The organism is Streptomyces sp. NPDC049687 (assembly GCF_044465285.1).
Taxonomy (GTDB): Bacteria; Actinomycetota; Actinomycetes; order Streptomycetales; family Streptomycetaceae; genus Streptomyces.
Genome location: NZ_JBITLN010000020.1, coordinates 19795 through 43565, shown reverse-complemented (window position 1 = coordinate 43565; position 23771 = coordinate 19795). Strand labels below are relative to the sequence as shown.

Genomic DNA, 23771 nt, shown 5'->3' with positions numbered 1-23771 from the left:
GCGGTGCCTACTCGATCTCGGCCAGCACCGCTTCGGCTTCCAGGGTGCAGCCGACGGCCTGGATCACCGAGGCGATCTTGAACGCCTCCTGGATCACCTCCCGGTCGACGCCCGCCTTGCGCAGCACCTGCTCGTGCGCGTCGAGGCACAGGCCGCAGCCGTTGACGGCGGAGACCGCGAACGACCACAGCTCGAAGTCGACCCTGTCGACGCCGGGGTTGCCGATGACGTTCATCCGCAGGCCCGTCCGCAGGTTGCCGTACTCGTGATCCGACAGCAGGTGCCGGGTGCGGTGGAAGACGTTGTTCACCGCCATCACCGCGGCCGCGGACCTCGCGGCGGTGTACGCCTCCGGCGAGAGGTTCGCCTTCGCCTCCGGTGCCAGCTCGCGCAGCACGAGGGGGGAGCGGGAGGCGATCGCGGTCGCGAGGACCGTGCCCCACAACTGCTGCGCGGTCAGGCCGGAGTTGCCGATGACCGAGTCCAGGTTGAGCCTCAGGTCCCTGGCGTAGTCCGGTACGGCGGACCTCAGCGCGTCCAACGACATCTCAGCTCACTCCCCGGCCGGCAGCGTGACGGGGTCGAGGGTGTCCTCGCCCCTGGACCAGTTGCACGGGCACAGGTCGTCGGTCTGCGGGGCGTCCAGGGCCCGCAGGACCTTGTCACCAACAGTGAGCACAGGCTCTCCTCGCAGCGGGGGAGTGTCCGGATCGCGGACACGTCCCTTGGGTTGGACGACTCCGATCGTGGCACAGGGTGCACTTCCGGGACGCGGCCGCCGCCATCGCGGCCGGGCGGGAGGACGCGTGCTCGGCGACGACGAATGAGGTCCGCCACTCGATCAAATGAGCCCCTCACAAAGAGAATTGAGCCCATCGATGGAGCAACTTCCGTCAGCTGAGAGCAGCTGGGAAAATCCGCCGCTGGAATATGCGCGCCGGCTGATACACCTTCCCCCCTGAGCGCTACGCATCACGCGTATGTGCGACATCCCGTGCGACAGGTCAAGGGGAGTGATGTCGGGCTACGAACTGCTGGCACGCGACCTTGCCGCGTGCGGCCGGGACGGCTTCACCGGGGAACTGCGGGTGTCCGGTTCACCCGGTGGCACCTTCCATCTGCACGGCGGACTCGTCGTCGCCGTGGAGTCGCCGGGTGCGCCCGGCCCGGAGGCGCTGCTGCTGCGCTCCGGCCGGGTCGGCGGCGAGGAGTGGGCCGGTCTGGTGCGCGAGTCCGGCGGGGCGCGCTGGCCGGCCGACGGGCTGATCGCCCACGGCTTCGCGGGGGCCGCCCAGCTCCGGGTGGTCTGTGCGATGGCGCTCCAGGACGCCGCGTTCGCGGTCGTCGCGGGCAGCGTCGACGGCTGCGAACGCGGTCCGGCGACCGGGCCACCGCCCGGCCCGGTCGCCATCGGCGAACCGCCCACCCGGCTGCTCCAGCAGGCGTCCCGCAAGCTGCGCGCGCTCCTGGCGCTGCCGAACGCCGTACGCCCGGAGGGGGAGCGCCCCGTCCCCGCCTCCCTCTCCCACGCCGTCGGCCGGCTCAGTCCGCTCCGGTGTGAGCTGCTCACTCACGCCGACGGCCGGCGCACCGCCCGCGACCTCGCCTTCCGCACCGGGCGCGGGGTGTACACCGTGACGGTCGAGGTGGCCAGGATGCTCGGCGAGGGGCTCCTGGAGTGCGCCGGCGCGCCCGCTCCGATCCCGGTCCGGCTGCCGCCCGACGGCCACGGTGTACGCCCCCGCGAACCCGCCCCGCCGCCCCCCGTCCCCGTCCCGCCGGCCGGACCGCCCCCGCAGCCGGCGACCCTGCCCCGCCGCCGCCCCGGCGCCAGCGGCATCACCGAGGCGCTCGCCCCGGAGCGCAATCCCCCGGGCTGGAAGGACTTCTTCCGCCTGCGCAACCCGACGGCGAAATAGCGGCCGTACAGAAACCCCCGTGCCAGAAGACCCTTTCAGAAGACCCCGGCCAGAAGACCCGCCCGCGCCATGAGGCTCCAGCCAGAGAACCTCAGTCAGAGAAACCCACTCGGAAATCCCCCACAGAAAACAAACGGTCATATGCGATCAGAATCAGGGGAGTTGTACCCATGGACCACAAGGCCCTCGCTCAGGAGATGCGCGGCCTGCGCGAGCAGGTGAGCGGCATCACCGACACCGCCGTAGCGGCCGCCGACGGGCTGCTCATCGCCGCCGACACCGCCGACTTCATCGACCCGGAGGGCCTCGCCGCCCTCGCCGCCGCCGGCCTCGGCCTCGCCCGCCGCACCTCCGAGGCGACCGCCCGCGGCGCCCTGCACCGCACGGTGACCTACGGCAGCCACGGCTGCGCCGCGTTCTACGCCGTCGGTGACACCGCGCTGATGGTCGTACTCGGGGACGAGGGGATGGACGTGGAACGCCTGCACCGGGCGACCCAGCCGGCCCTGCGCCGGATCGATCTGATCCTCACCGAGCGGACGACCGAGAAAACCGCCGAAGGAGTCTGAAGGGATGGCGACGAAGCGTATGACCCCAGGTTTCTCCGACCAGGTGATGGGTCTGGTCAAGTCACTGCGTACGGATGCACCCGACTGCGTCGCCTCCGGCGTCGTCGACATGTCCACCGGCATGCTGCTCTCCTACGAGACCGTCGACAACCACCCGCCCGAGGTCCTCGACCTGCTCGCGGGCGCGACACTCGACCTGTTCCAGGGCCGCACGGTCGTGATGATCGAGGACGTCTTCAAGGAACGGCGCGGGATCCAGAGCGACAACCACTTCTTCCAGGAGATCCTCGTCAACAGCGACAACCTCACCCATCTGTTCGTGAGGATGACCGAGGAGCAGGACGTCGTCGCGGTGGTCGTCTGCCGCAAGTCCGTCAACGTGGGCATGCTGTTCGCCCAGGTGCGGAGGGTGGTGCGGGAGTACCGGCTCTAACGCGGACGGTCCCTCCCCGACCGGGGAGGGACCGTGTGCTCACTCCGTACGCAGCCCGTCCGGCCGCATCAGCCGCAGCAGCGGCGGCAGACTCAACAGCGTCACCAGCAGGACGACCGCCGCGCCGCAGCCGGTCATCGCCAGCACGCTGCCCCAGTCGACGCCGACCGGCACGTCCGACATCTTCAGCAGGATCGCGCCCAGCGTGAGCCCCACCCCCATCGCCAGCAGCAGCCCCAGCGCGACCGGGATCGCCGTCTGCCAGAGCACCGACAGGCTCAGGGTGCGCCGCCGGGTACCGAAGGCGATCAGGGACGACAGCAGCTTCTTGCGCTCGCGCAGCTGCTCCAGCTGCGACACCAGCAGGCTCGCCCCGATCAGCAGCAGCACACAGGCGGAGCCGACGAGCAGGCCGGTGCGGATGGCCACGTATCGTGCGGCCTGCTTGGTGGCCGACCACACCATCGGATAGGCCGTCGGGTCCACCGCGGCCGCGGTGTTGCGGGCGTACTCGAGGGCGTCGGGCACCGACTGGTCGACCGAGAGGTACAGCTGACCGCTGACCGTGTCCTCGGCGTCCTTGGGGAAGGCGCTCGGCGTCATCAGGAAGCCGCCTCGCTTCATCCCGGTCGGGTCGTCGATCGACCGGGCCGGCGTCACCCCGGCCGGGACCGTCCAGGCCGTCTCCACGTCCTTCCCGGAGGCGTCCGACTGGAGGTACAGCTTCTTCCCGGGCTTGTTCAGCTTCGGCGCGTCGGCCGAGTACTCGGCGCCTTCGAGGACGAAGACGTCGCCGTCCTTGCACGAGGGCAGCTTCGCCACCTCGCGCAGGGCCGCGCAGTCGCCCACGGTCAGCTCGGTGGCCAGGTTCGGGCCGTTCTCGTTGTGCCAGGAGGAATCGCCGAAATAGCCCTCCCACAGCGCCGTGACCTTGCGTACGCCCTTGGTGTCGGTGAACTTCCGGGCGGTCTCGGCCATCGGGGCGCCGTACGGCACCTGCACCTGCAGCTGTGCCCGCCGGACGTCCTTGCCGGTGGCCTCGGTGTAGTCGCTGTCCACGCCCGTGAACAGCATCTGCAGCGCGATCGCCGCGGCCACCGCCACCGCGATGCCGTTCACCATCCGTGCGGCCGTGCCGCTGCTCAACTGCAGGCGTCGTACGGCCAGTTGCCAGGCGACACCGCCGGAACCGAGCCGGGCGACGACCGTTTCCACCAGCCACGGCAGCAGCGCGGTGACGCCGACGAGGAGCAGCAGGACGCCGCCGGTCACCAGGTACTGGTTGAAGTCGCCGTTGTCGTGTCCCTTGCCGACCATCGGATAGAGCATCGCGAGGCCGGCCAGCGGCAGCAGCAGCCGCCACCACAGGCGGCGCCGCGCGGGCTGTGCCGAGCGGACCACACCGAGCGGTTCGATGACCACACCGCGCAGCGCGAAGAGGGTGACCAGCACGGCGGCCGTCGGCACCGCGACCGCGACCAGGGTGGCCAGCACCGGGGTGGGGTTGAGGTAGCTGGGCCACACACTGATGCCCATGACCTCGACCGTGCCCGCGATCTGGCGGCCGATCAGGAAGAAACCCGTGCCGAGGACCAGGCCGAGCAGGGCGCCCGCCATCGCCTCACCGGCCGCGATTCGCCGGGCCATCCCGCCGTCGGCGCCGACCAGCCGCAGCGCCGCGAGCCTGCGGTCGCGCCGCTCGCCGCCGAACCGGACGGCCGCCGCGATGAACACCGCCACCGGCATCAGCAGCATCACGATCACCACGAGGTTGAGCAGAAGCAGGACCGGGTCGGTCGGGTCGGCCGTCGGGTGCTGCTCCCCGAACCGCTCCAGCCGGGACGCGTCGCCCGACCCGACGCGCGAGGCGAGCCCCGAGGCGCCTGCGTAGTAGGCGAGTTCCTGCGAGCCGATCAGACCCGGCTCACCGATGCTCCCGACGATCCGGTACGGCAGCCGCTCCCGAAGCAGCGCTCCGCTCGTGGAGGCGAGCAGCCTCTTCAGCGCGGGAGAGACGACCATCTCGCCCTTCGCCGGGAAGGCGCTCACGCCGGGCGGCAGGGGGGAACGCGGTCCCTCCGCTTCCACCAGCCGGCCCCGCACGCTCTTCTCGCGGAACTCCGTGTCGGCGTCGGCGACCAGCACGGTGGCGTCGGACTTCGCCGGCGGCTTCTCCGCGAACGAGTAGTCCGAGCGGGCCTGTTCGCGCTCGTGCCGGACCGCGAGCGCGTTCGGCAGCGCGGTCGACAGCAGCAGCAGCGCCACCCCGAGCCCGACGCCGACCGCCGTCAGCACGGCCCGGACCCACCCCTCCCGCCCGCCGGAGAAGGCGAACCGGACTCCCAGGCCCAGGTCCCTGGACCGCCCCCACGCTCGGCTTCGCTCGCGCGGGAGGTGCCCCCTGCGCAGGTTCATACGACCCGCTCCATGTCCCGCGACTTACCGTCCCGTACGACGATCTCGCGGTCCGAGTAGGCGGCCACCCGTGCCTCGTGCGTCACCAGCACCACGGCCGCGTTGGCCGACCGGGCCGCGTCGGTGAGCAGCTCCATCACGCGCTCACCGTTGAGCGAGTCCAGCGCGCCGGTCGGCTCGTCGGCGAAGACGACCCGCGGGCTGGTCACCAGCGAGCGCGCCACGGCGACCCGCTGCCCCTGCCCGCCGGAGACCTCCCCGGGCCGCTTCCGGGCGAGGTCGTCGACCTCGAGCCGCTCCATCCAGCCCAGCGCGGTGCGCTCGGCCTGCTTGCGCGCGGTGCCGTTCAGCCTGAGCGGCAGGGCCACGTTCTCCACACAGGTCAGCTCCGGCACCAGCTGCCCGAACTGGAACACGAACCCGAACTCCGAGCGCCGCAGGTGGCTGCGCCCGGCGTCGTTCATGGTCGCCAGCTCCCGACCGTCGTACGTGATCGAGCCGGAGTCGGGCGTCACGATGCCGGCGAGGCAGTGCAGCAGGGTCGACTTGCCGGACCCGGACGGGCCCATCACGGCGACGACCTCGCCCGGGTGTATGGAGAACTCGGCGCCGTCCAGCGCCATGGTCGGCCCGTATGCCTTCTTCAGATCCGTCGCGACGAGCAGGGATCCCCCGGGAGCGTTCATGCGGTCACCGTTGCCTTCAGTTTGTCGAGGCGCGCGGTGGCGAGCTCCAGCCAGCGCAGGTCGGCCTCGAGATGGAACAGGGCGTGGTCGCAGATCAGCTGGTCGGCGAGGTCGCCCTTGCGCTTGCGGTCGGTCAGGATGCGCATGCTGCGCAGGTGCTCCGCCCGCTGGGTGTCGAGGATGTCGGCCGCGTCGCGCTCGGTGAGCAGCGCGAGGACGACCTTCGTGTACAGGGTCGACTGCAGATACGGCTCGGGCTTCTCGGGCGTGGCGAGCCAGCGCTCGACGTCGGTGATCCCGGCGTCGGTGATCGCGTACCGCTTGCGCTCGGGCCCGCCGCCGGCCTCGATGCCGTTGACCTCCACGAGGCCGTTCTTCAGCAGCCGGGACATCGTCGAGTAGACCTGGCCGTAGTGCAGCGGCCGGTCGTGACCGAACTTCTCGTCGAAGGCCCGCTTCAGGTCGTAACCGTGTCGGGGCCCGGACTCCAGGAGTCCCAGGAGGGTGTGACCGATGGACATGGGCAGGACTGTACATGCGGTGTATACCCGGGGTGTATACGCGGAGTGTGTAGGGCGTGGCGGGGTGTGGGAGTGCGCAGGTGGGGGCCGATTGTCACCGTTCTGCTACAGCGCCGGTGCCTGCTCGCCGCCGGTCCTGCGACTCCCGGGCCCGTCCGTTCGAGGGGGAGGTCGTTCAGGCCGACGGCCCCCGCGGGGCGGAGCCCCCCGGGGGCCGGCCGCGGCGGGGCATGGGCCCGGTGTCGCCAGGCAGCCGCCCCGCCTCCTTCAAGGCCTTCCGCAACAGGAACTCGATCTGCGCGTTGGCGGACCGCAGCTCGTCCCCCGCCCACCGGGCCAACGCCTCGTACACCGCGGGATCCAGCCGCAACAACACCTGCTTGCGCTGCGACCGACCTTGAGGGGCCGAACCCCCGGAGGGAACCGTCACTGGTAGAGGGTCCCGGTGTTGAGTACGGGCTGCGGCGCGCGGTCCCCGCACAGCACCACCATCAGGTTGGACACCATCGCCGCCTTCCGCTCCTCGTCCAGTTCCACGATGTCCTGCTCGGCGATCCGGCTCAGCGCCGCCTCGACCATCCCCACGGCCCCGTCCACGATCTCCCGCCGCGCCGCGACCACCGCGCCGGCCTGCTGCCGCTGCAGCATCGCGGAGGCGATCTCGGGAGCGTACGCGAGGTGGGTGAAGCGGGACTCGATGATCCGCACCCCGGCCGCCTCCACGCGCGCGTGCAGCTCGACCGCGAGCTTCTCGGTGATCTCCTCGGCGTTGCCGCGCAGCGAGAGCCCGTTCTCGTCGTGGGAGTCGTAGGGGTACTCGATGGCGATGTGCCGCACGGCCGCCTCGGTCTGGGTGGCGACGAACTCCAGGAAGTCGTCCACCTCGAACGTGGCCTGCGCGGTGTCCTGCACCTTCCACACCACGACCGCGGCGAGTTCGATCGGGTTGCCGTAGGCGTCGTTGACCTTCAGGACGGCCGTCTCGTGGTTGCGGACGCGGGTGGAGATCTTCTCGCGGGAGGTGAAGGGGTTCACCCAGCGCAGCCCGTCCTCGCGGATCGTGCCCCGGTAGCGCCCGAAGAGCTGCACCACGCGTGCCTCGCCCGGCGCCACCGTGTTCAGCCCGCACATCGACAGGAACGCGGCGATCCCTATGAGGATGCCGCCGACGATCAGCGCGGCTCTGCCTCCGGTCGCGGCCACCGTGGTGGCGAGGGCGATCAGCCCGGCGCCGACGAGCAGCCCCACGAGTCCGAGGAGCAGCGCGAGTCCGCCGCCGACGCTGCGCGCCGGGAACTCCTGGACGCGCGGTGCGGGCATCTCGGGCACGTCGGCCGAGGGGTGGTCTGTGGACATGGCGGGGTCCCCCGTTTCATATGCGTATGAACCGTTTCGCGTGGTTCTCGCGTTAGCCTCGATCTAGCTAACTGATATCACTTTACCCTCGTCCGGCAACCCTGAACCCCTATCGTTCGTCGGATCTGGTGGAGCGCTGTGCCGGTTGCGCCGGGCGGGGTGCTGATTGTCACCCCCTCCGAAGACCGGCTCGGGAGCCCTCCGTCACAGCGGTCGGTGTTAGTTTTCTGAGCTGACCTGCCTCCGGGCACTGGTGTGACTGCCGAGTAGGAAGCGGAGCGAGCGGACTCATGGGACGAGCGGACGAGAGACGAGCGCGACAGCGTGGTGGCCGCCGTGCTGCGCCCAAGAACCGTTCGTCGCGGACGGAGGCGCCGCCGTCGCGGAGCGAGTCGGTATCGGCTTCCGGGGCGCCGGAGACGTCCGAGTCCACCCGGACCCCCGACGGCGCGGCGGTCGGCGGCCGTGCCGCCGCGCGCAGGGCGGCCGCCGGCAAGAAGGGGCGGGGCACCAAGGCCGGCAAGGACGGCAAGAAGCAGAAGAGCCTCATACGCAGGATCTTCACCTGGAAGAAGATCCTGGGCGCCTTCCTCCTCATGACCACCGCCGTCATCGGCGCCGTCGTCTGGCTCTACGTCAGTACGCCGATCCCCGAGGGCAACTCCGACGCGAAGCTCCAGAGCAACGTCTACGAGTACGAGGGCGGCGCGATCCTGACGCGTGACGGAACGGTCAACCGCGAGGTCGTCGACCTTGCCCAGGTCCCCAAGGAAGTCCAGCACACCTTCGTCGCCGCCGAGAACAAGACCTTCTACAACGATGCCGGCGTCGACCTCAGGGGCACCACACGAGGCATCCTCAACACGCTCATGGGCAAGGGCGCGCAGGGTGGTTCGACGATCACCCAGCAGTACGTCAAGAACTACTACCTGAGCCAGGAACAGACCGTCACGCGCAAGCTGAAGGAACTGGTCATCTCGCTCAAGCTGGACCGGGAGAAGTCCAAGGACTACATCCTGGCCGGCTACATCAACACCAGCTACTACGGCCGCGGCTGCTACGGCATCCAGGCCGCCGCCCAGTGCTACTACCGCGTGGACGCCGACAAGCTCACCGTCGGGCAGGGCGCCTACCTCGCCGCGCTGCTCCAGGCCCCCAGCCAGTACGACTGGGCCGTCGCCAGCGACACCGGCAAGCGGCTGGTGAAGGCCCGCTGGAACTACGTCCTCGACAACATGGTCGAGCAGGGCTGGCTCGACAAGAGCAAGCGCGATGACATGACGTTCCCGGAGCCCAAGGAGCCCAAGGCCAACCCGAGCCAGGAGGGGCAGGTCGGCTACCTGGTCAACGCCGCCAACGCCGAACTGATGCGTCAACTCGTCGCCACGGGCGTGGCCGACGACCTCAAGGCGGCCGAGGACATGGTCACCCGCGGCGGCTGGAACATCGAGCTCAACATCGACAAGGGCAAGCAGAAGGCGCTGGAGAAGGCCGTCAAGGAACAGCTGACCAGCAAGCTGGACAAGAAGAAGCGCTCGGTCGACGGCGACGTCCAGGCCGGAGCCGTGTCGGTGAACCCCAAGACGGGCGCCGTCGAGGCGATGTACGGCGGTGCGGGCTACACCGACCACTACGTCAACAACGCCACCCGCACCGACTACCAGCCCGCCTCAACCTTCAAGCCGGTGATCCTCGCCGCGGCCTTCGACGAGAAGGCCAAGACGCAGGACGGCGACGAGATCACCGCCAACACGATCTACGACGGCACCAGCAAGCGCCCGGTCGTCGGCAGCGACATCGGCTTCGCCCCGGAGAACGAGGACGACGCGGACTACGGCGACGTCACCGTCCAGACGGCGCTGAACAAGTCCATCAACTCCGTCTTCGCGCAGATGGGTGTCGACGTCGGCATGGACAACGTGCTGAAGGTCGCGGACGGCCTCGGGATGGACACCAAGGACCTCAAGGCCGTGCCTGCCCAGACCCTGGGCACGATGGGCGCGAGCCCCCTGCAGATGGCCGCCGTCTACGCCACCCTCGACAACCACGGCAAGAAGGTCACCCCGGCGATCATCAAGACGGCGTCGAACAGCGCCTACCCGTCGTTCAAGCACAGCGATCCCATCGGCGACCAGGTCATCACCCGGGAGGCCGCCGACTCGGTCACCTCGGTCCTCACCGGTGTGGTCGACGACGGTACGGCGAGGAAGTCCGTGCGGGACAACCCGCTGCGCAAGGGCCAGAAGGTGGCCGGCAAGACGGGAACCTCCGACAACAACAAGTCGGCCTGGTTCACCGGCTACACACCGGACCTGGTGACCTCGGTCGGCCTGTTCGGCGAGGACGCCAAGACCCACGCCCAGGTCCCGCTGACTGGCGCGACGACGGGCCTGACCACGGTCGCGGGCCGCATCAACGGCGGTGGCTTCCCGGCGCAGATCTGGGCGGCGTACACCTTCGGTGTCTCCACCAAGGTCACCAAGTTCGACCTGGACACCGACCAGGGCGCGGCGGTCCAGAGCTCGTCCCCGTCCCCGTCCTCGTCCCCGTCGAGCAGCTCCTCTCCGTCCTCGTCCCCGTCGAGCAGCTCCTCTCCGTCCTCGTCCCCGTCCAGGAGCTCCTCTCCGTCCTCGTCCCCGTCCAGGAGCTCCTCTCCGTCCAACACACCGCCGGGCAGCACGACGACGGCACCGGCCACGGGCGCCCCGTCCACAGGGACGGGAGAACCAGTGGATCCCTTGAACGGCCAGTAGGGCCACAGAGGAAAGGGCGCCCGGTGATCACCGGGCGCCCTTCGCGTGTCGAGTGGCGCGGGGCTGTGTCGATGTGCGGCTCCGCCGCGCCGGGGCGGTCAGCCCCCACCGTCCCGCAGCCGGACTACGACCGATTCAGCTCGAACCAGACCACCTTGCCGGTGCTGAGCCGAGTGGCCCCCCACCGCCGAGCCAGCCGGTTCACCAGATAGAGCCCACGACCCCCTTCATCCGTCGCCCGAGCCTGCCGCAGCCGAGGCAACTGGGGGACGTCGTCGCCCACCTCGCACCGCAGCACATCGGTCCGCAGCAACCGCAGCGTCACCGGCCGCGAGGCGTACCGCACCGCGTTGGTCACCACTTCGCTCACCAGCAGTTCGACGGAGTCGGTCAGATCCTCCATCCCCCACCGGGCCAACGCCCGCCGGGCCAGCCGCCGGGCCCGGCCCGGGGCAGCGTCCTCCGGCTCCAGGAACCAGTACGCCACATCGCTCGGCGCGATCCCGTCGAAGCGGGCGGCGAGCAGCGCGATGTCGTCGTCCCGGTCACCCGGTCCGAGCATGTCGAGCACCTCGTCGCAGAGCGCCTCCAGCGGCGGCGGGTGGTCGGGCCCCGTGAGCTGAGCGGTCGCGGCCAGCTTCTCCCGCAGCTGCTCTATCCCGGTCGCCACGTCCCGCAGCCGGGACTCCACCAGGCCGTCGGTGTACAGCAGCAGCGTCGCACCGGCCGGAGCGTCCAGTTCCACCGCCTCGAAGTCGACTCCGCCCACGCCGATCGGCGCGCCCGGCGGCACCCGCAGCACCTCGGCCCGGCCGCCCAGGTGCAGCAGGACGGGCGGGGGATGGCCCGCGTTGGCGATGGTGATGCGGTGCGATACGGGGTCGTAGACGGCGTAGAGGCAGGTCGCCATGCGGTCGGACCCCAGACGCTGGGCCTGCTCGTCGAGATGGTGCAGGACCTCCTGCGGAGGCAGATCGAGCCCGGCCAGCGTCTGCGCCGTCGTCCTCAACTGCCCCATGATCGCCGCGGAGGTCATGGAGTGACCCATCACGTCACCCACGACCAGCGCCACCCGGCTGCCCGGCAGGGGGATGGCGTCGTACCAGTCGCCGCCGACCCGCGCGGTCTCGGCGGCGGGCAGATAGCGGGAGGCCAGCCGGACGCCCGTGCAGCGCGGCAGGTTCTCCGGGAGCATGGTGCGCTGCAGCTCGTCGGCGATGTACGCCTCACGGTCGTACAGCACCGCCTTGTCGATGCCGAGCGCGCTGTGCGTGGCGAGCTGGGCCGCCACGAGCAGGTCGTCGTTCTCGAACGGGAAGCGTTCCGCGCGGCGCAGGAAGACCGCCGCGCCGATCACCCGGCGGCGGCCCCGCAGCGGGGCCAGGATGGCCCGCTGGCCGCCGGGGATGACCAAGGTGCTGTCCTCGCCCAGGAGTTCGGGCAGCGCGGCACGGGCGGCCGGGCTGTCGGCGAAGACCGGGCGCACCCCGCGCAGCACCTCCGCGAGGACCCCGCCGGGCCGCACCTCGCACAGTTCCGTGACGGCGGACGACAACTCGGCGTTCAGCTCCACCGGTTCCGGCGGCGGCAGGGCGAGCGCGGCGAAGCCGGTCTCGGTGTCGCGCTCCTCCGGGATGCGGTCGGTGCGCCGCAGCCGCAGCATGACGCGGTCGGCCACCGGCCGCTCGTCACCGACCGGCAGCGGATCGCGCAGATAGACGAGTATCGCGTCGGAGAAGGTCGGCACGGTGGCCCGGCACAGCCCCATCACGATCTCGTCGAGGTCCAGGCCGCGGGCGATCCGCCGGGTCGCGGCGCCCACGAAACGCAGCCGGTCACCGTCCCGGCGCATCGGCGTGGGCCGCCCCGGCGTCACCCCTTGCCCCGTACGGCGCTCGGAGCGCATGTCACCCCCCGGCTGGGCCGGGATGGACTCGGGCGCCGGACGCGGCCGGTGGCTGTCGGTCTCGGCACCGCCCGCCGGCTGGGAGTGCTCGGCCTGCGCAGCGGCCGGATCCTTACCCTCGGCACTCTGGTTTACCTTGCTGCCCTTCCCGCCGGTGGCACACGGCACGGTGGTGCCAGGGCCGTCCTCCGTGCGGCCCTGGGAGGCGGCGGGAGGTAAGGCGCCCGAACCGCCCGGCGCGGGGGTACGCAGGAGCGCCCCGCGGGGGTCCGTGGGGTCGACGCCCTGAGGGCGTTCGTAGCTCGTGGGCTGCTCCGTCACGCGTGTCGAATCCGTCCGTCCGGGGCTGCGTGCCGCGCACGCAGTTGGTCCCGCAGAAAACCCGATACCCGGAATACGTGTCCCCGGAACGGAATTCCCGCGTGGTCAGAGGCTGTTCCTGTGTCACCCGAGGACCAGGCACGGCCCCGGGGGCCGACGTCGGCCCCGCCGGTGTTGCCCTCGTACCCCTCGCTCACGTCCTGCCGCCCCTCGGTGACGTTCGGTCAGACCCGGTGTCGGCCCCGGGAGTTGTTCTGCCATGGCCTTGCGGAGGACGATCCTACGTTTCCTGCCCGGGGGCGCATCAAGGGTCTCATGTGGACACGTGCGCAGGCGTACGGTCCCAGTCCTCCGGAAGCAACGGTACGGCCCAGGAGGGATCCGGGCGCCAATGCTGCCAGCCCTCGTTGAACGGCGGCCCCCAGGCGAGGATCGCCTCGACCGCTCCACGCCCCGCCTCCCGGACCTGTCCGGCGACGGCCGGGTCCATCAGCCCGTCCTGCTGGGCCTGCGCGAACTCGTCCTCGTCGCGCCAGCCCCAACTGCGATCGGGATACACACAGATGTCCAGGAAGTGGTCCTCGGAGTCCACCCCGCCGTCCCAGCGGGACAGCGGCTCCTCCAGGTTGACGTACCAGTTCTTGAACTTCCACCCCGGCTCCCAGAACAGCCACACCGACCAGGGCTCGCCGGGCCGGGCCAGCTTCAGCACGCCGGTGCCGAACCAGCGGTCGAGCTGGACGGTGCGCGCTTTCGTGTAGCGCGTCGGCAGCGGTTCCTGGTGCAGCGGGGTGCCGTCGGCGAGCACGGGCTTGACGACCTGTGTGCCGGGGGCGAGCCAGACCGCGAGCAGCTCCTCGTCGTCGCGGACGACGGTGACCGGGCGGGCGATATGGAACAGGGCGCCGCCGTTCTCCCGGTATCGCCACAGGATCTGGTCCCCGGGCTCCCAGAACGCCGCCGCACCACCCGTTCCCACGCGTCTCACCGCTCCACCGTCTGCCATGCACAGATATTAGGTGCCATGGCCATACGACGCTGCGGCGCGTGTCACGGTTCTGCGCGCGGGCGTGAAAGGTTACGGGCGCGTCATCCGCAGGACATCCAGCGCCTCGTCGAGCTGCTCGGCCGTCAGGTCGCCGCGCTCCACATACCCGCTTTCGAGTACCACCTGCCGGATCGTCTTCTGCTCCACGAGCGCCTTCTTGGCGACCTTGGCGGCCTCCTCGTAGCCGATGTACTTGTTCAGCGGAGTGACCACGGACGGCGACGACTCGGCGTACTCCCGGGCGCGTTCGCGGTGCGCGACGATCCCGTCCACGGTCCGGTCGGCGAGCAGCCGCGAGACGTTGGCGAGCAGCCGGACGGACTCCAGCACGTTCTTGGCGATCACCGGCAGCATCACGTTGAGCTCGAAGTTGCCGGCCGCGCCGGCGGTCGCGACCGTCGCGTCGTTCCCGACGACCTGCGCGGCGACCATCAGCACGGCCTCCGGGATCACCGGGTTGACCTTGCCGGGCATGATCGAGGATCCGGGCTGGAGGTCGGGCAGGGAGATCTCGGCGAGGCCGGTGCGCGGCCCGGACGCCATCCACCGCAGATCGTTGGCGATCTTCGTGAGGGAGACGGCGATGGTCCGCAGCTGCCCGCTCGTCTCCACGATCCCGTCCCGGGCGCCCTGCGCCTCGAAGTGGTCCCGCGCCTCGGTCAGCGGCAGCCCGGTGACCCGGGCGACCTCCTCGATGACGGCGGCGGAGAATCCGGGCGGGGTGTTGATCCCGGTCCCCACGGCGGTCCCCCCGAGGGGCAGCTCGGCGAGCCGGGGGAGCGAGGCGGTCAGCCGCTCCACGCCGTGTCGCACCTGGGCGGCGTACCCGCCGAACTCCTGCCCGAGGGTGACGGGCGTGGCGTCCATGAGGTGCGTGCGCCCCGACTTGACGACGTCGGCGAACTCCTCGGACTTGCGGGTGAGTGAGTCGGCGAGGTGCTCCAGGGCCGGGACGAGGTCACGGGTGACTGCGGCGGTGGCGGCGATGTGGATCGACGACGGGAAGACGTCGTTGGACGACTGCGAGGCGTTGACATGGTCGTTGGGATGGACGTCCCGGCCCAGCCGCTCGCTCGCCAGGGTGGCGATGACCTCGTTGGTGTTCATGTTGGACGAGGTCCCCGAGCCGGTCTGGAACACGTCGACCGGGAAGTGCTCGTCCCACTTCCCCTCGGCCACCTCGCCGGCCGCGTCCTGGATCGCCTCGGCGATCTCCTTGTCCAGTACCCCGAGTTGGGCGTTCACCTTGGCGGCGGCCCCCTTGATCCGGGCGAGGGCCTCGATGTGCGCGCGCTCGATGTGCTGCCCCGAGACGGGGAAGTTCTCGACGGCCCGCTGCGTCTGGGCCCTCCACTTGGCGTCCGCCGGGACGCGTACCTCGCCCATGGAGTCGTGCTCGATCCGGTAATCGCTCATACCTGGTACAGCGATCGGGGCGGCACGGTTGTTCCGGACCGCACCCGTACGGGTCTCGGTGTGTGATCCAGGTCTCAGGACGGGCGTGCAGCAAAAGGAAGCGTGTCCACGTCGAGGAGGGGTGACAGGAAGGGAGGAGCGTGTGGAGACGGACTTCCAGGAATTCGTGGCCGCCCGGTCGGCCACGCTGTTCAGGGGCGCCCTCGTCCTCACGGGAAACCGGGAGGCCGCGGAGGACCTGGTCCAGGAGACCTTGGAGAAGGCCTGCCGCAAGTGGCGCACCATCGCAGCGAAGGACGCTCCGGACGCCTACGTCCGGCGGATCATGGTGAACCTGGCCAACGACCGCTGGCGCAAGTTCCGCCGACTGACCACGACTTCCCACCCGGAGGGCGGCGACCTGCCGGCGCCGGGTGACGAGTACGGGCAGGTCGACAGCAGGGACCAGTTGGTGCGCGCGTTGCAGCGACTGCCCATGCGGATGCGGACGGTGGTGGTGCTGCGGTACTTCCACGATCTCTCGGACGGCGAGATCGCGGCCGACCTCGGCGTTTCGCCGAGCACGGTCCGCTCCCAGCTCGCCCGGGGGATCGAGAAGCTCAGAAGTCAGTTCCCCGCACTCTCCGACCCTTCACCACTGCGGCACCCGGAAGGAATCCGATGACCTCGTACGGCGACGCACGGCCTTCCGGCCGCACGCCTTTCGAAGAGGAACTGATGAACGCCATGAACCGTTTCGCGAACTCCGCCGACGCACCCGAATTCGACGCGCCCGGGATCGTCCGTCGCACCCGGCGCAGGCGGACCGTCGGCATCGCCGCGGTCGCCGTCGGCCTGATCCTCGCGGGCGGGGGCACGGCCCTGGCCACCAACGTCGCGGGCGGCTCGAACTCGACCCCGGCGGCGAGCGGCACCACCGGCGGGAGCGACGCCACGACCATGCTGTACGGCGAGGACCCGACCATCCCGATCGACTTCGCGGGCTGGTCCCTGGAGGGGGCCAAGACGTACCTGGCCAAGACGCAGACCAAGCTCGGCACCGTCACCGAGAAGGCCGTCAAGGGCTGCAAGCCGGGTTCGGTGATCGGGGTGTCCCCGCACGCCCCGGCGATCGTCCACAACGGCGACACGGTCGGTTTCACCGTCTGCGCCGGCTGACATCCGGTCCCGGTCCGGCTCCGAGACGACCCTGACCCCGCTCTGAGACGACGACGCCCGCCCCTGCGCCAATCAGGGGCGGGCGTCGTCGTCACAGGATCACACGAGGCCCGGCCCCCGCACCGGGATGCTGGTGAACGTCGGCGCGGGCGCCGGGTCCTTGAAGAAGTCGTTGCCCTTGTCGTCGACGACGATGAACGCCGGGAAGTCCTCGACCTCGATCTTCCAGACCGCCTCCATGCCGAGCTCCTCGTACTCGACGACCTCGACCTTCTTGATGCAGTCCTGGGCGAGACGGGCGGCGGGGCCGCCGATGGAGCCGAGGTAGAAGCCGCCGTGGGTGCCGCAGGCGTCGGTGACCTGCTGCGAGCGGTTGCCCTTGGCCAGCATGACCTTGGAGCCGCCCGCCGCCTGGAACTGCTCGACGTAGGAGTCCATACGGCCGGCCGTGGTCGGGCCGAAGGACCCGGAGGCGTACCCCTCGGGGGTCTTCGCGGGGCCCGCGTAGTACACCGGGTGGTCCTTCAGGTACTGCGGCATCTCCTCGCCCGCGTCAAGGCGTTCCTTGATCTTGGCGTGCGCGATGTCCCGCGCCACGACCAGCGGACCGGACAGCGACAGCCGGGTCTTGACCGGGTACTTGGTCAGCTCGGCGAGGATGTCGTCCATGGGCCGGCTGAGGTCGATCCTGACGACGTCGGAGGACTCGTCGAGGTGTTCGTCGGTCGTGTCCGGCAGGAACCGCGCCGGGTCCGTCTCCAACTGCTCCAGGAACACGCCCTCCGCGGTGATCTTCGCGACGGCCTGCCGGTCGGCGGAGCAGGAGACCGCGATGGCGACGGGGCAGGAGGCGCCGTGGCGGGGGAGGCGGACGACCCGCACGTCGTGGCAGAAGTACTTCCCGCCGAACTGGGCCCCGATCCCGATCTTCTGCGTCAGCTCGAAGACCTTCTCCTCCAGCTCCTTGTCCCGGAAGCCGTGCCCGAGCGGCGAGCCCTCGGCCGGGATCTCGTCCAGGTAGTGCGCGGAGGCGTACTTCGCGGTCTTCAGCGCGTACTCGGCGGAGGTACCGCCGACGACGATCGCCAGGTGGTACGGCGGGCAGGCGGCCGTACCGAGCGATCGGATCTTCTCCTCCAGGAACCTCATCATGGAGGCCTCGTTCAGAACGGCCTTCGTCTCCTGGTAGAGGAACGACTTGTTGGCCGAGCCGCCGCCCTTGGCCATGAACAGGAACTTGTACGCGCCGCCGTCGGTGGCGTACAGCTCGATCTGGGCCGGGAGGTTGGAGCCGGTGTTCTTCTCGTCCCACATGGTGAGGGGAGCCATCTGCGAGTAGCGCAGGTTGAGCCGGGTGTAGGCGTCGAAGACGCCCCGGCTGAGGGCTTCCTCGTCGCCGCCCTCGGTGAGCACGTTCTGGCCGCGCTTGCCCATCACGATCGCCGTACCGGTGTCCTGGCACATGGGGAGCACGCCGGCGGCCGCGATGTTCGCGTTCTTCAGCAGGTCCAGCGCGACGAACTTGTCGTTGCTCGACGCCTCGGGGTCGTCGATGATGCGCCGCAGCTGCGCCAGGTGCGCGGGCCGCAGGTAGTGCTGGATGTCGTGGATGGCCTCCTCGGCCAGCTTGCGCAGCGCCTCCGGCTCCACCTTGAGGAACGTCCGCCCGTCGGCCTCGAAGGTGGAGACACCCTCGGAGGTCACCAGCCGGTAGGGGGTGGTGTCCTCTCCCATCGGGAGCAGATCGGTGTACGCGAACTCAGGCATCGCAGCCCATTCCTCACTCTGCAGACGGCGACCCGCCGACGCCGGCGGGCGTCACCAGCCTAGAACCTGCCTCTGACACGGAGTCTGTGAGGTAAGGCTCAGTTCGACGCGGCGAAACCCAGGCGGGGGCTATCGCGATCTATCGTGTTTGGGTACGCTGGCCCCGTGGACCTTCAGAAGCAGACCGCTGCCGCCCCCACACCAGCCGCCGAGTTGCGCGCCTCGGACGCCGACCGCGACCGAATCGCCGACATCCTGCGCGAGGCCCTGGCGGAGGGCAGGCTCACCGCCGAGGAGCACGCCGAGCGCGTGGAGGGAGTGCTGGCCGCCAAGACAGTGGGCGAGTTGGAGGTCTTCATACGGGACCTGCCCGCCGCCCACGAGCGCCGCACGGCCCCGTCGGCCCCGCCCCGTCCCGCCGCCGGCCCCATACCCGTCGACCCCGACGACAACGTGGTCGCGGTCTTCAGCAGCGCCGTCCGCAGGGGCCGCTGGCGCGCGGGCCGGCGCATCCACGCGTACGCGGTCTTCGGGAGTGTGGAGATCGACCTCAGCGAGGCGCTCTTCGAGTACCAGCAGGTCGTGATCAAGGCGTACGCGGTCTTCGGCAGCGTCGAGGTCCGCGTCCCGGAGAACGTGTCGCTGCACGGTACCGGCGCGGGCGTGCTCGGCGCCTTCGAGGTGGACACCCTCGACTCGCCCGACCCGGACGCACCGGCGGTCTACCTCGACGGCTGGGCGGTGCTGGGCAGCATCGAGGGCAGACCGAAGCGCGGCAGGCTCGTGGCGGACATCCTCGATCGGGTTCAGCGCAAGGTGGACAGGGGTTTGCGCAAACACCTCGACCGTTGACGGTCGTGAAGTCGTCCTGGCGCCGGCGTCCTGAACTCAGTGCATAGGCGCGCGCACAGCGGGTAGGCCTTGCGCATCGTCTCTCGCTCGCGAAGCCGTCGTCAGGAGTAGACCCGTGCTGCAACCGCCGCATTCGTCCCTGCAGGTCGCCGCTGTTCCGGCCCAGCGGGTGCCAGCGCGCGACAGGGACCAAGACGCTCCCTGGCACACCGAGGCGGTGTGCCGGCGCGACGAGGCAGGGCTTTTCTTCGCCCCATCCAAGGAACCCACCGCCGCGCGCCTCTCCCGCGAGGAGGCCGCGAAGCGGGTCTGCGCCCGCTGTCCCGTCATGGTGGAGTGCCGCGAGCACGCACTGCTGCAGCCGGAGCCCTACGGTGTCTGGGGCGGCCTCACCGCCGCCGAACGCCGGGTCGTCCTGGCCAGGCGCCGCCGCCGCGACATGGAACTGAAGAAGGCGGCACGGGCGGCCGGCCGCATAGCGCAGGCAGGCTGAACGCAGGGCGCCCCCTCCGCACCGGGGGCGCCCTGCCTTCCACCGCGGGCGAACCTACTTCGCCCGATCGAAGTCGATCGCGCTGTAGGCCCGCAGCTTGCTCAGGCGGTGCTCGGAGTCGATCCGCCGCACCGTCCCCGACTTCGACCGCATCACGATGGAGTCGGTCGTCGCGGTCTCGGCCCGGTACCGGACGCCCCGCAGCAGCTCACCGTCGGTGATACCCGTGGCGACGAAGAACACGTTCTCGCCCTGGACGAGGTCCTCCGTGGTCAGTACCCGGTCCAGGTCGTGCCCGGCGTCGACCGCCCGCTGCCGCTCCTCGTCGTCCTTGGGCCACAGCTTCCCCTGGATCGTGCCGCCCAGGCACTTCACGGCGCAGGCCGAGATGATTCCCTCGGGGGTGCCGCCGATACCGAGCAGCAGGTCGATGCCGGTGCCCTCGCGCAGCGCCAGGATCGAGCCGGCCACATCGCCGTCGGAGATCAGCTTGATGCGCGCCCCGGTGTCCCGGATCTCCTTGATGAGCCCCTCGTGCCGAGGCCGGTCGAGGATGACGACGGTGACGTCCTCGGGCGTGCCCCGCTTGGCCTTGGCGACGCGGCGGATGTTCACCTCGACGGGTGCGTTGATGTCGACGAACTCGGCCGCCTCCGGCCCGGTGACCAGCTTGTCCATGTAGAACACGGCCGACGGGTCGAACATCGCGCCCCGCTCGGTGGCCGCGAGGACGGCGATCGCGTTCGGCATGCCCTTGGCCGTCAGCGTGGTGCCGTCGATCGGGTCGACGGCGATGTCGACCTCGGGCCCGGTCCCGTCGCCGACGCGCTCCCCGTTGAAGAGCATCGGCGCCTCGTCCTTCTCGCCCTCGCCGATGACGACGACGCCGTTCATCGAGACGGTGGAGACGAGGGTCCGCATCGCGCGCACCGCGGCACCGTCGGCGCCGTTCTTGTCACCGCGCCCCACCCAGCGGCCCGCGGCCATCGCGGCGGCTTCGGTCACACGGACCAGTTCCAGGGCGAGGTTGCGGTCGGGCGCCTCGGAGGGGACATCGAGTTCGGACGGCAGATGATGGTGCTCGGTCATCGGAGCGCACCTTTCTGATACGACGACGGCCGGATGAGGGTTCGATCCTCGACTCTATCGTCAGTCCGACAAAATGAGCAGGGGACCCCACGGATGAGCGGACCGGGCACCTGCGACGATAGGGGGCGTGGCAGGTTCGAACGGCAAGCAGAAGACGGCCCGGGACATGATTCTTTCCCTGGGTCTCATCATCATCGCGGCGTGGGTCATCTACCTCTTCGTCCCGCACGACGATCACGCTCCGGACATCAAGCGGGTCGACTACCGCGTCGAACTGCTCACGGCGCGCCGCGCTGCCTCGTACCCGGTGGCCGCGCCCGAGGGCCTGTCCCACAGCTGGAAGGCGACCTCCGTCCGCTTCCAGGGCGCCGACTTCGACTCCTGGCACCTCGGCTTCCACGCCCCCGACGGGGAGTACGTCGCCATCGAGCAGTCCACTCAGAAGCGCTCGCAGTTCATCGACGACGCCAGCCAGGGCGCCCAGGCCACCAAGGTCACGGAGAAGATCGGCGGCCGCACCTGGACCCGCTACACCGGCGGCCGCTACGACGCCCTGGTCCTGCAGGGCGCCGACGGCTCGACCACGGTGGTCGCGGGCACGGCCTCCTTCGACCGCCTGACGGAGATGGCCGGCGCGCTGAGGATGGCGTGAGCGCCGTACGTCCCGACGTGTGAAAGAGGCCCCCGGCGGCAGCCGGGGGCCTCTTCATGTGTCACCGGTCACCGGTCTCAGACGGTGGTGACGACCTCGTCGTAGGCGAGGCGCGGGGAGCGCGGGAACCAGGCGTCCTCGCCCGGCTTGCCGATGTTGACGACCATCAGCGGGGTGTGGTCGTCGTCCAGGAACTCCTTGCGGACGCCCTCGAAGTCGAGGCCGGTCATCGGGCCGGCGGCGAGGCCCGCGGCGCGCACGCCGATGATGAAGTACGCGGCCTGCAGGGCGGCGTTCAGCGAGGCGGCACCCTCGCGGGCCGGACGCTCGGCGAAGAAGAGGTCCTTGGCCTGCGGGAAGTGCGGGAAGAGCTGCGGCAGCTCCTCGTGGAACTCGTTGTCCGCGGAGAGGATCGCGACCAGCGGAGCGGTGGAGGTCTTGGCCTGGTTGCCCTCGGCCATGTGCTTCACCAGGCGCTCGCGGGCCTCGGGGGAGCGAACCAGGGTGATGCGCAGGGGGCTCTGGTTGAACGCGGTCGGGCCGAACTTGACCAGGTCGTAGATGGCCTGGATCTGCTCGTCGGTCACCGGCTCGTCGGTGAAGGTGTTCGCGGTGCGGGCCTCGCGGAACAGCAGGTCCTGGGCGGCGGGGTCAAGGGCGAGAGACATGCGTGAACCTTCTCGGGAAGTGCGGCGTCGGGCATCGGCCGCGTAAACGGACCGTGGACCGGTTGACGTCGTCGACCGTACGCCAGAGAAGTTCAAGCTTCAACGAAATCGGGGTCGTGGTGACGGGCCTCACAAACCGATCGCCGAACCAGCGACCCCGCGGAACTATCCCCGCCCCTCGCCTTCCTCTTCTTCCTCCTCCTCCGCCAGCGCCGCGTCCAGCCGTGCCCGCGCGCCCTCCAGCCAGCGCCGGCACACCTTGGCCAGCTCCTCCCCGCGCTCCCACAGGGCGAGGGACTCCTCCAGTGTCGTACCCCCCGCCTCCAGACGACGGACGACCTCGATCAGCTCGTCGCGCGCCTGCTCGTACCCGAGGGCTTCCTCGACCTTGCCCGCCATCGACCCACTCTCTCTATCCATCGACTCGAACCGTGAACTCACCCCGGGCGACCCGCGCGCGCAGCGCCTCGTCCGCCGTCACCTCGCCCGGATCCCGCACCACATGCCCATCGGCCCGCTGCAGCACCGCGTACCCCCGCTTCAGGGTCGCGGCCGGCGAGAGGGCCACCACGCGCGCGTGCGTGTGCGTGAGCTCGGAGTCGGCACGGTCGAGCAGATGACCGAGGCACCGCCGCGAACGGTCGGTGAGCGAGGCGACATGATCGGCGCGCTCCTCGATCATCCGGTGCGGATCCTGTATCGCGGGCCGCGCGAGCGCCTGCGCCAGCCCGCGCTCCTCCCGCTCCACCGACGCCTCCACACACCGCCGAGCCCGCCCGCGCAGCATCCGCACCCGCTCCAGCTCCTCCCCGACATCCGGTACGACCTTCTTGGCCGCGTCGGTGGGGGTGGAGGCCCGCAGATCGGCGACGTAGTCCAGCAGCGGATGGTCGGGCTCGTGCCCGATCGCCGAGACGACCGGCGTGCGACAGGCGGCGACCGCCCGGACCAGCTGCTCGTCGGAGAACGGCAGCAGATCCTCCACACTGCCACCGCCGCGCGCCACGATGATCACATCGACATCGCCGATCTCGTCCAGCTCCTTGACGGCCTGGACGACCTGCGACACCGCGTGCACCCCCTGCACCGCGACATTGCGCACCTCGAAGCGGACGGCCGGCCACCGGTGCCGGGCGTTCTCCAGCACATCGCGCTCGGCGGCCGAGGCGCGCCCGCACACGAGCCCGATGAGCTGGGGCAGAAAAGGCAACGCCTTCTTCCGCTCGGCCGCGAACAACCCCTCCGCCGCCAGCGACTTCTTCAACTGCTCCAACCGCGCCAGCAGCTCCCCGACCCCCACCGGCCGTATCTCGACGGCCCGCAGCGACAACTGGCCCCGCGGCGCGTACCACTCCGGCTTCGCGTGGACGACGACCCGCGCGCCCTCGCCGACGACGTCCGCGACGGCGTCGAACACCTGCCGGTAGCAGGTCACGCCCACCGAGATGTCGTGCGACGGATCCCGCAGCGTCAGAAACACCACGCCCGCCCCCGGACGCCGCGACAACTGGGTGATCTGCCCCTCGACCCACACCGCGCCGAGCCGCTCGATCCACCCCCCGATGAGCCGCGACACCTCACCGACGGGCAGCGGGGCATCAGCGGACGTGTTCACAGCCATGCGCCCGAGAGTAACGGCCCGCACCGACAACGCACGGTCCGCAAGACCAGCCCGCCCGGCGTTCGAGGACGAGGCCCGTCCGGGGCCGCGGCGGGGCCGGGGGCGGCAGCACCCGGGACGCCGGCCGC

23 protein-coding genes and 1 pseudogene are annotated in these 23771 nt (G+C 70.4%); 9 read left to right on the top strand and 15 right to left on the bottom strand.

The genetic code is table 11. The features are described 5' to 3' along the window. Nucleotides 1-7 precede the first annotated feature (7 nt). A complete protein-coding gene (locus ACIBVL_RS39135) occupies nucleotides 8-547 on the bottom strand; it encodes an alkyl hydroperoxide reductase (protein ID WP_399105293.1) in 540 nt (179 codons plus the stop codon). 6 nt (nucleotides 548-553) lie between these two features. Beyond that, nucleotides 554-661, bottom strand: a pseudogene (locus tag ACIBVL_RS39130) (peroxiredoxin); the annotation flags it as partial. A gap of 355 nt (nucleotides 662-1016) precedes the next feature. On the opposite strand from ACIBVL_RS39130, the gene ACIBVL_RS39125 reads away from it, so the two are divergent. From ACIBVL_RS39125 to ACIBVL_RS39115, 3 genes are all read left to right on the top strand, one after another. Further along, nucleotides 1017-1919 (top strand): MarR family transcriptional regulator, encoded by a 903-nt coding sequence (locus tag ACIBVL_RS39125; protein ID WP_399105291.1) that lies wholly within the window; start codon nucleotides 1017-1019, stop codon nucleotides 1917-1919. A 170-nt stretch (nucleotides 1920-2089) separates the two neighbouring features. Continuing rightward, nucleotides 2090-2488 (top strand): roadblock/LC7 domain-containing protein, encoded by a 399-nt coding sequence (locus tag ACIBVL_RS39120; RefSeq protein WP_399105289.1) that lies wholly within the window; start codon nucleotides 2090-2092, stop codon nucleotides 2486-2488. 4 nt (nucleotides 2489-2492) lie between these two features. Beyond that, nucleotides 2493-2921, top strand: coding sequence for a hypothetical protein (locus tag ACIBVL_RS39115; protein WP_399105287.1), 429 nt, complete (start codon nucleotides 2493-2495; stop codon nucleotides 2919-2921). Nucleotides 2922-2960: 39 nt separating this feature from the next. Here ACIBVL_RS39115 and ACIBVL_RS39110 read toward each other — a convergent pair whose 3' ends face one another. The 5 genes from ACIBVL_RS39110 to ACIBVL_RS39090 all read right to left on the bottom strand — a co-directional run bounded on the left by ACIBVL_RS39110 (nucleotide 2961) and on the right by ACIBVL_RS39090 (nucleotide 7899). Next, nucleotides 2961-5336, bottom strand: a complete 2376-nt coding sequence (locus ACIBVL_RS39110; RefSeq protein WP_399105285.1) for an ABC transporter permease — start codon at nucleotides 5334-5336, stop codon at nucleotides 2961-2963. Then, nucleotides 5333-6022: an ABC transporter ATP-binding protein gene (locus tag ACIBVL_RS39105; protein ID WP_399105283.1), complete on the bottom strand. Its 690-nt coding sequence runs from the start codon at nucleotides 6020-6022 to the stop codon at nucleotides 5333-5335. Before ACIBVL_RS39105 ends, ACIBVL_RS39110 begins: the two co-directional genes overlap by 4 nt. Continuing rightward, nucleotides 6019-6543 (bottom strand): PadR family transcriptional regulator, encoded by a 525-nt coding sequence (locus ACIBVL_RS39100; RefSeq protein ID WP_399105281.1) that lies wholly within the window; start codon nucleotides 6541-6543, stop codon nucleotides 6019-6021. Before ACIBVL_RS39100 ends, ACIBVL_RS39105 begins: the two co-directional genes overlap by 4 nt. Before the next feature lie 175 nt (nucleotides 6544-6718). Further along, nucleotides 6719-6973, bottom strand: coding sequence for a hypothetical protein (locus tag ACIBVL_RS39095; RefSeq protein WP_399105279.1), 255 nt, complete (start codon nucleotides 6971-6973; stop codon nucleotides 6719-6721). Beyond that, entirely contained in the window at nucleotides 6970-7899 is a 930-nt protein-coding gene (locus ACIBVL_RS39090; RefSeq protein WP_399105277.1) for an SPFH domain-containing protein, read from the bottom strand. The genes ACIBVL_RS39095 and ACIBVL_RS39090 overlap by 4 nt, the downstream gene beginning before the upstream one ends. A 290-nt stretch (nucleotides 7900-8189) precedes the next feature. Here ACIBVL_RS39090 and ACIBVL_RS39085 point away from each other — a divergent pair, with 290 nt between their 5' ends. Beyond that, nucleotides 8190-10652, top strand: coding sequence for a transglycosylase domain-containing protein (locus ACIBVL_RS39085; RefSeq protein ID WP_399105275.1), 2463 nt, complete (start codon nucleotides 8190-8192; stop codon nucleotides 10650-10652). A gap of 124 nt (nucleotides 10653-10776) precedes the next feature. Here the strand turns inward: ACIBVL_RS39085 and ACIBVL_RS39080 are convergent, their stop codons facing one another. The 3 genes from ACIBVL_RS39080 to ACIBVL_RS39070 all read right to left on the bottom strand — a co-directional run bounded on the left by ACIBVL_RS39080 (nucleotide 10777) and on the right by ACIBVL_RS39070 (nucleotide 15343). Further along, nucleotides 10777-12879 carry a SpoIIE family protein phosphatase gene (locus tag ACIBVL_RS39080; protein WP_399105273.1) on the bottom strand — a complete coding sequence of 701 codons (2103 nt, stop codon included), beginning with the start codon at nucleotides 12877-12879 and terminating at the stop codon, nucleotides 10777-10779. Between the two features lie 313 nt (nucleotides 12880-13192). Next, nucleotides 13193-13885, bottom strand: a complete 693-nt coding sequence (locus tag ACIBVL_RS39075) for a DUF402 domain-containing protein (RefSeq protein WP_399105271.1) — start codon at nucleotides 13883-13885, stop codon at nucleotides 13193-13195. A 72-nt stretch (nucleotides 13886-13957) separates the two neighbouring features. Further along, the gene (locus tag ACIBVL_RS39070; RefSeq protein ID WP_399105269.1) at nucleotides 13958-15343 is read right to left on the bottom strand and encodes a class II fumarate hydratase; all 1386 of its coding nucleotides are present in this window, start codon (nucleotides 15341-15343) and stop codon (nucleotides 13958-13960) included. Nucleotides 15344-15485: 142 nt separating this feature from the next. On the opposite strand from ACIBVL_RS39070, the gene ACIBVL_RS39065 reads away from it, so the two are divergent. Further along, complete coding sequence (locus tag ACIBVL_RS39065; RefSeq protein WP_399105417.1) at nucleotides 15486-16007, top strand: SigE family RNA polymerase sigma factor; 522 nt, start codon at nucleotides 15486-15488, stop codon at nucleotides 16005-16007. A gap of 62 nt (nucleotides 16008-16069) precedes the next feature. Continuing rightward, entirely contained in the window at nucleotides 16070-16501 is a 432-nt protein-coding gene (locus ACIBVL_RS39060; protein ID WP_399105267.1) for a PASTA domain-containing protein, read from the top strand. 99 nt (nucleotides 16502-16600) lie between these two features. Here the strand turns inward: ACIBVL_RS39060 and ACIBVL_RS39055 are convergent, their stop codons facing one another. After that, the gene (locus ACIBVL_RS39055; RefSeq protein WP_399105265.1) at nucleotides 16601-18268 is read right to left on the bottom strand and encodes a fumarate hydratase; all 1668 of its coding nucleotides are present in this window, start codon (nucleotides 18266-18268) and stop codon (nucleotides 16601-16603) included. Nucleotides 18269-18433: 165 nt separating this feature from the next. On the opposite strand from ACIBVL_RS39055, the gene ACIBVL_RS39050 reads away from it, so the two are divergent. Both ACIBVL_RS39050 and ACIBVL_RS39045 read left to right on the top strand, forming a co-directional pair. Further along, the gene (locus tag ACIBVL_RS39050; RefSeq protein ID WP_399105263.1) at nucleotides 18434-19120 is read left to right on the top strand and encodes a DUF1707 domain-containing protein; all 687 of its coding nucleotides are present in this window, start codon (nucleotides 18434-18436) and stop codon (nucleotides 19118-19120) included. Nucleotides 19121-19235: 115 nt separating this feature from the next. Further along, a complete protein-coding gene (locus ACIBVL_RS39045; RefSeq protein ID WP_399105261.1) occupies nucleotides 19236-19613 on the top strand; it encodes a WhiB family transcriptional regulator in 378 nt (125 codons plus the stop codon). Nucleotides 19614-19667: 54 nt separating this feature from the next. Here the strand turns inward: ACIBVL_RS39045 and glpX are convergent, their stop codons facing one another. Continuing rightward, nucleotides 19668-20702, bottom strand: a complete 1035-nt coding sequence (glpX, locus tag ACIBVL_RS39040; RefSeq protein ID WP_399105259.1) for a class II fructose-bisphosphatase — start codon at nucleotides 20700-20702, stop codon at nucleotides 19668-19670. 127 nt (nucleotides 20703-20829) lie between these two features. On the opposite strand from glpX, the gene ACIBVL_RS39035 reads away from it, so the two are divergent. Next, nucleotides 20830-21354, top strand: coding sequence for a DUF4245 domain-containing protein (locus ACIBVL_RS39035; protein ID WP_399105257.1), 525 nt, complete (start codon nucleotides 20830-20832; stop codon nucleotides 21352-21354). Nucleotides 21355-21431: 77 nt separating this feature from the next. Here the strand turns inward: ACIBVL_RS39035 and ACIBVL_RS39030 are convergent, their stop codons facing one another. The 3 genes from ACIBVL_RS39030 to xseA all read right to left on the bottom strand — a co-directional run bounded on the left by ACIBVL_RS39030 (nucleotide 21432) and on the right by xseA (nucleotide 23643). Further along, nucleotides 21432-22022, bottom strand: a complete 591-nt coding sequence (locus ACIBVL_RS39030; RefSeq protein ID WP_399105255.1) for a malonic semialdehyde reductase — start codon at nucleotides 22020-22022, stop codon at nucleotides 21432-21434. Nucleotides 22023-22187: 165 nt separating this feature from the next. Next, nucleotides 22188-22421 carry an exodeoxyribonuclease VII small subunit gene (locus ACIBVL_RS39025; protein WP_399105415.1) on the bottom strand — a complete coding sequence of 78 codons (234 nt, stop codon included), beginning with the start codon at nucleotides 22419-22421 and terminating at the stop codon, nucleotides 22188-22190. Nucleotides 22422-22434: 13 nt separating this feature from the next. Continuing rightward, complete coding sequence (gene xseA / locus ACIBVL_RS39020) at nucleotides 22435-23643, bottom strand: exodeoxyribonuclease VII large subunit (RefSeq protein ID WP_399105253.1); 1209 nt, start codon at nucleotides 23641-23643, stop codon at nucleotides 22435-22437. Nucleotides 23644-23771 lie beyond the last annotated feature (128 nt).

Bases quoted from the DNA above. Each gene is read 5' to 3' on its own strand.
- ACIBVL_RS39135 (WP_399105293.1), bottom strand. From the start codon at position 547: ATGTCGTTGGACGCGCTGAGGTCCGCCGTACCGGACTACGCCAGGGAC.
- ACIBVL_RS39125 (WP_399105291.1), top strand. From the start codon at position 1,017: ATGTCGGGCTACGAACTGCTGGCACGCGACCTTGCCGCGTGCGGCCGG.
- ACIBVL_RS39120 (WP_399105289.1), top strand. From the start codon at position 2,090: ATGGACCACAAGGCCCTCGCTCAGGAGATGCGCGGCCTGCGCGAGCAG.
- ACIBVL_RS39115 (WP_399105287.1), top strand. From the start codon at position 2,493: ATGGCGACGAAGCGTATGACCCCAGGTTTCTCCGACCAGGTGATGGGT.
- ACIBVL_RS39110 (WP_399105285.1), bottom strand. From the start codon at position 5,336: ATGAACCTGCGCAGGGGGCACCTCCCGCGCGAGCGAAGCCGAGCGTGG.
- ACIBVL_RS39105 (WP_399105283.1), bottom strand. From the start codon at position 6,022: ATGAACGCTCCCGGGGGATCCCTGCTCGTCGCGACGGATCTGAAGAAG.
- ACIBVL_RS39100 (WP_399105281.1), bottom strand. From the start codon at position 6,543: ATGTCCATCGGTCACACCCTCCTGGGACTCCTGGAGTCCGGGCCCCGA.
- ACIBVL_RS39090 (WP_399105277.1), bottom strand. From the start codon at position 7,899: ATGTCCACAGACCACCCCTCGGCCGACGTGCCCGAGATGCCCGCACCG.
- ACIBVL_RS39085 (WP_399105275.1), top strand. From the start codon at position 8,190: ATGGGACGAGCGGACGAGAGACGAGCGCGACAGCGTGGTGGCCGCCGT.
- ACIBVL_RS39075 (WP_399105271.1), bottom strand. From the start codon at position 13,885: ATGGCAGACGGTGGAGCGGTGAGACGCGTGGGAACGGGTGGTGCGGCG.
- ACIBVL_RS39070 (WP_399105269.1), bottom strand. From the start codon at position 15,343: ATGAGCGATTACCGGATCGAGCACGACTCCATGGGCGAGGTACGCGTC.
- ACIBVL_RS39060 (WP_399105267.1), top strand. From the start codon at position 16,070: ATGAACCGTTTCGCGAACTCCGCCGACGCACCCGAATTCGACGCGCCC.
- ACIBVL_RS39055 (WP_399105265.1), bottom strand. From the start codon at position 18,268: ATGCCTGAGTTCGCGTACACCGATCTGCTCCCGATGGGAGAGGACACC.
- glpX (WP_399105259.1), bottom strand. From the start codon at position 20,702: ATGACCGAGCACCATCATCTGCCGTCCGAACTCGATGTCCCCTCCGAG.
- ACIBVL_RS39030 (WP_399105255.1), bottom strand. From the start codon at position 22,022: ATGTCTCTCGCCCTTGACCCCGCCGCCCAGGACCTGCTGTTCCGCGAG.
- ACIBVL_RS39025 (WP_399105415.1), bottom strand. From the start codon at position 22,421: ATGGCGGGCAAGGTCGAGGAAGCCCTCGGGTACGAGCAGGCGCGCGAC.
- xseA (WP_399105253.1), bottom strand. From the start codon at position 23,643: ATGGCTGTGAACACGTCCGCTGATGCCCCGCTGCCCGTCGGTGAGGTG.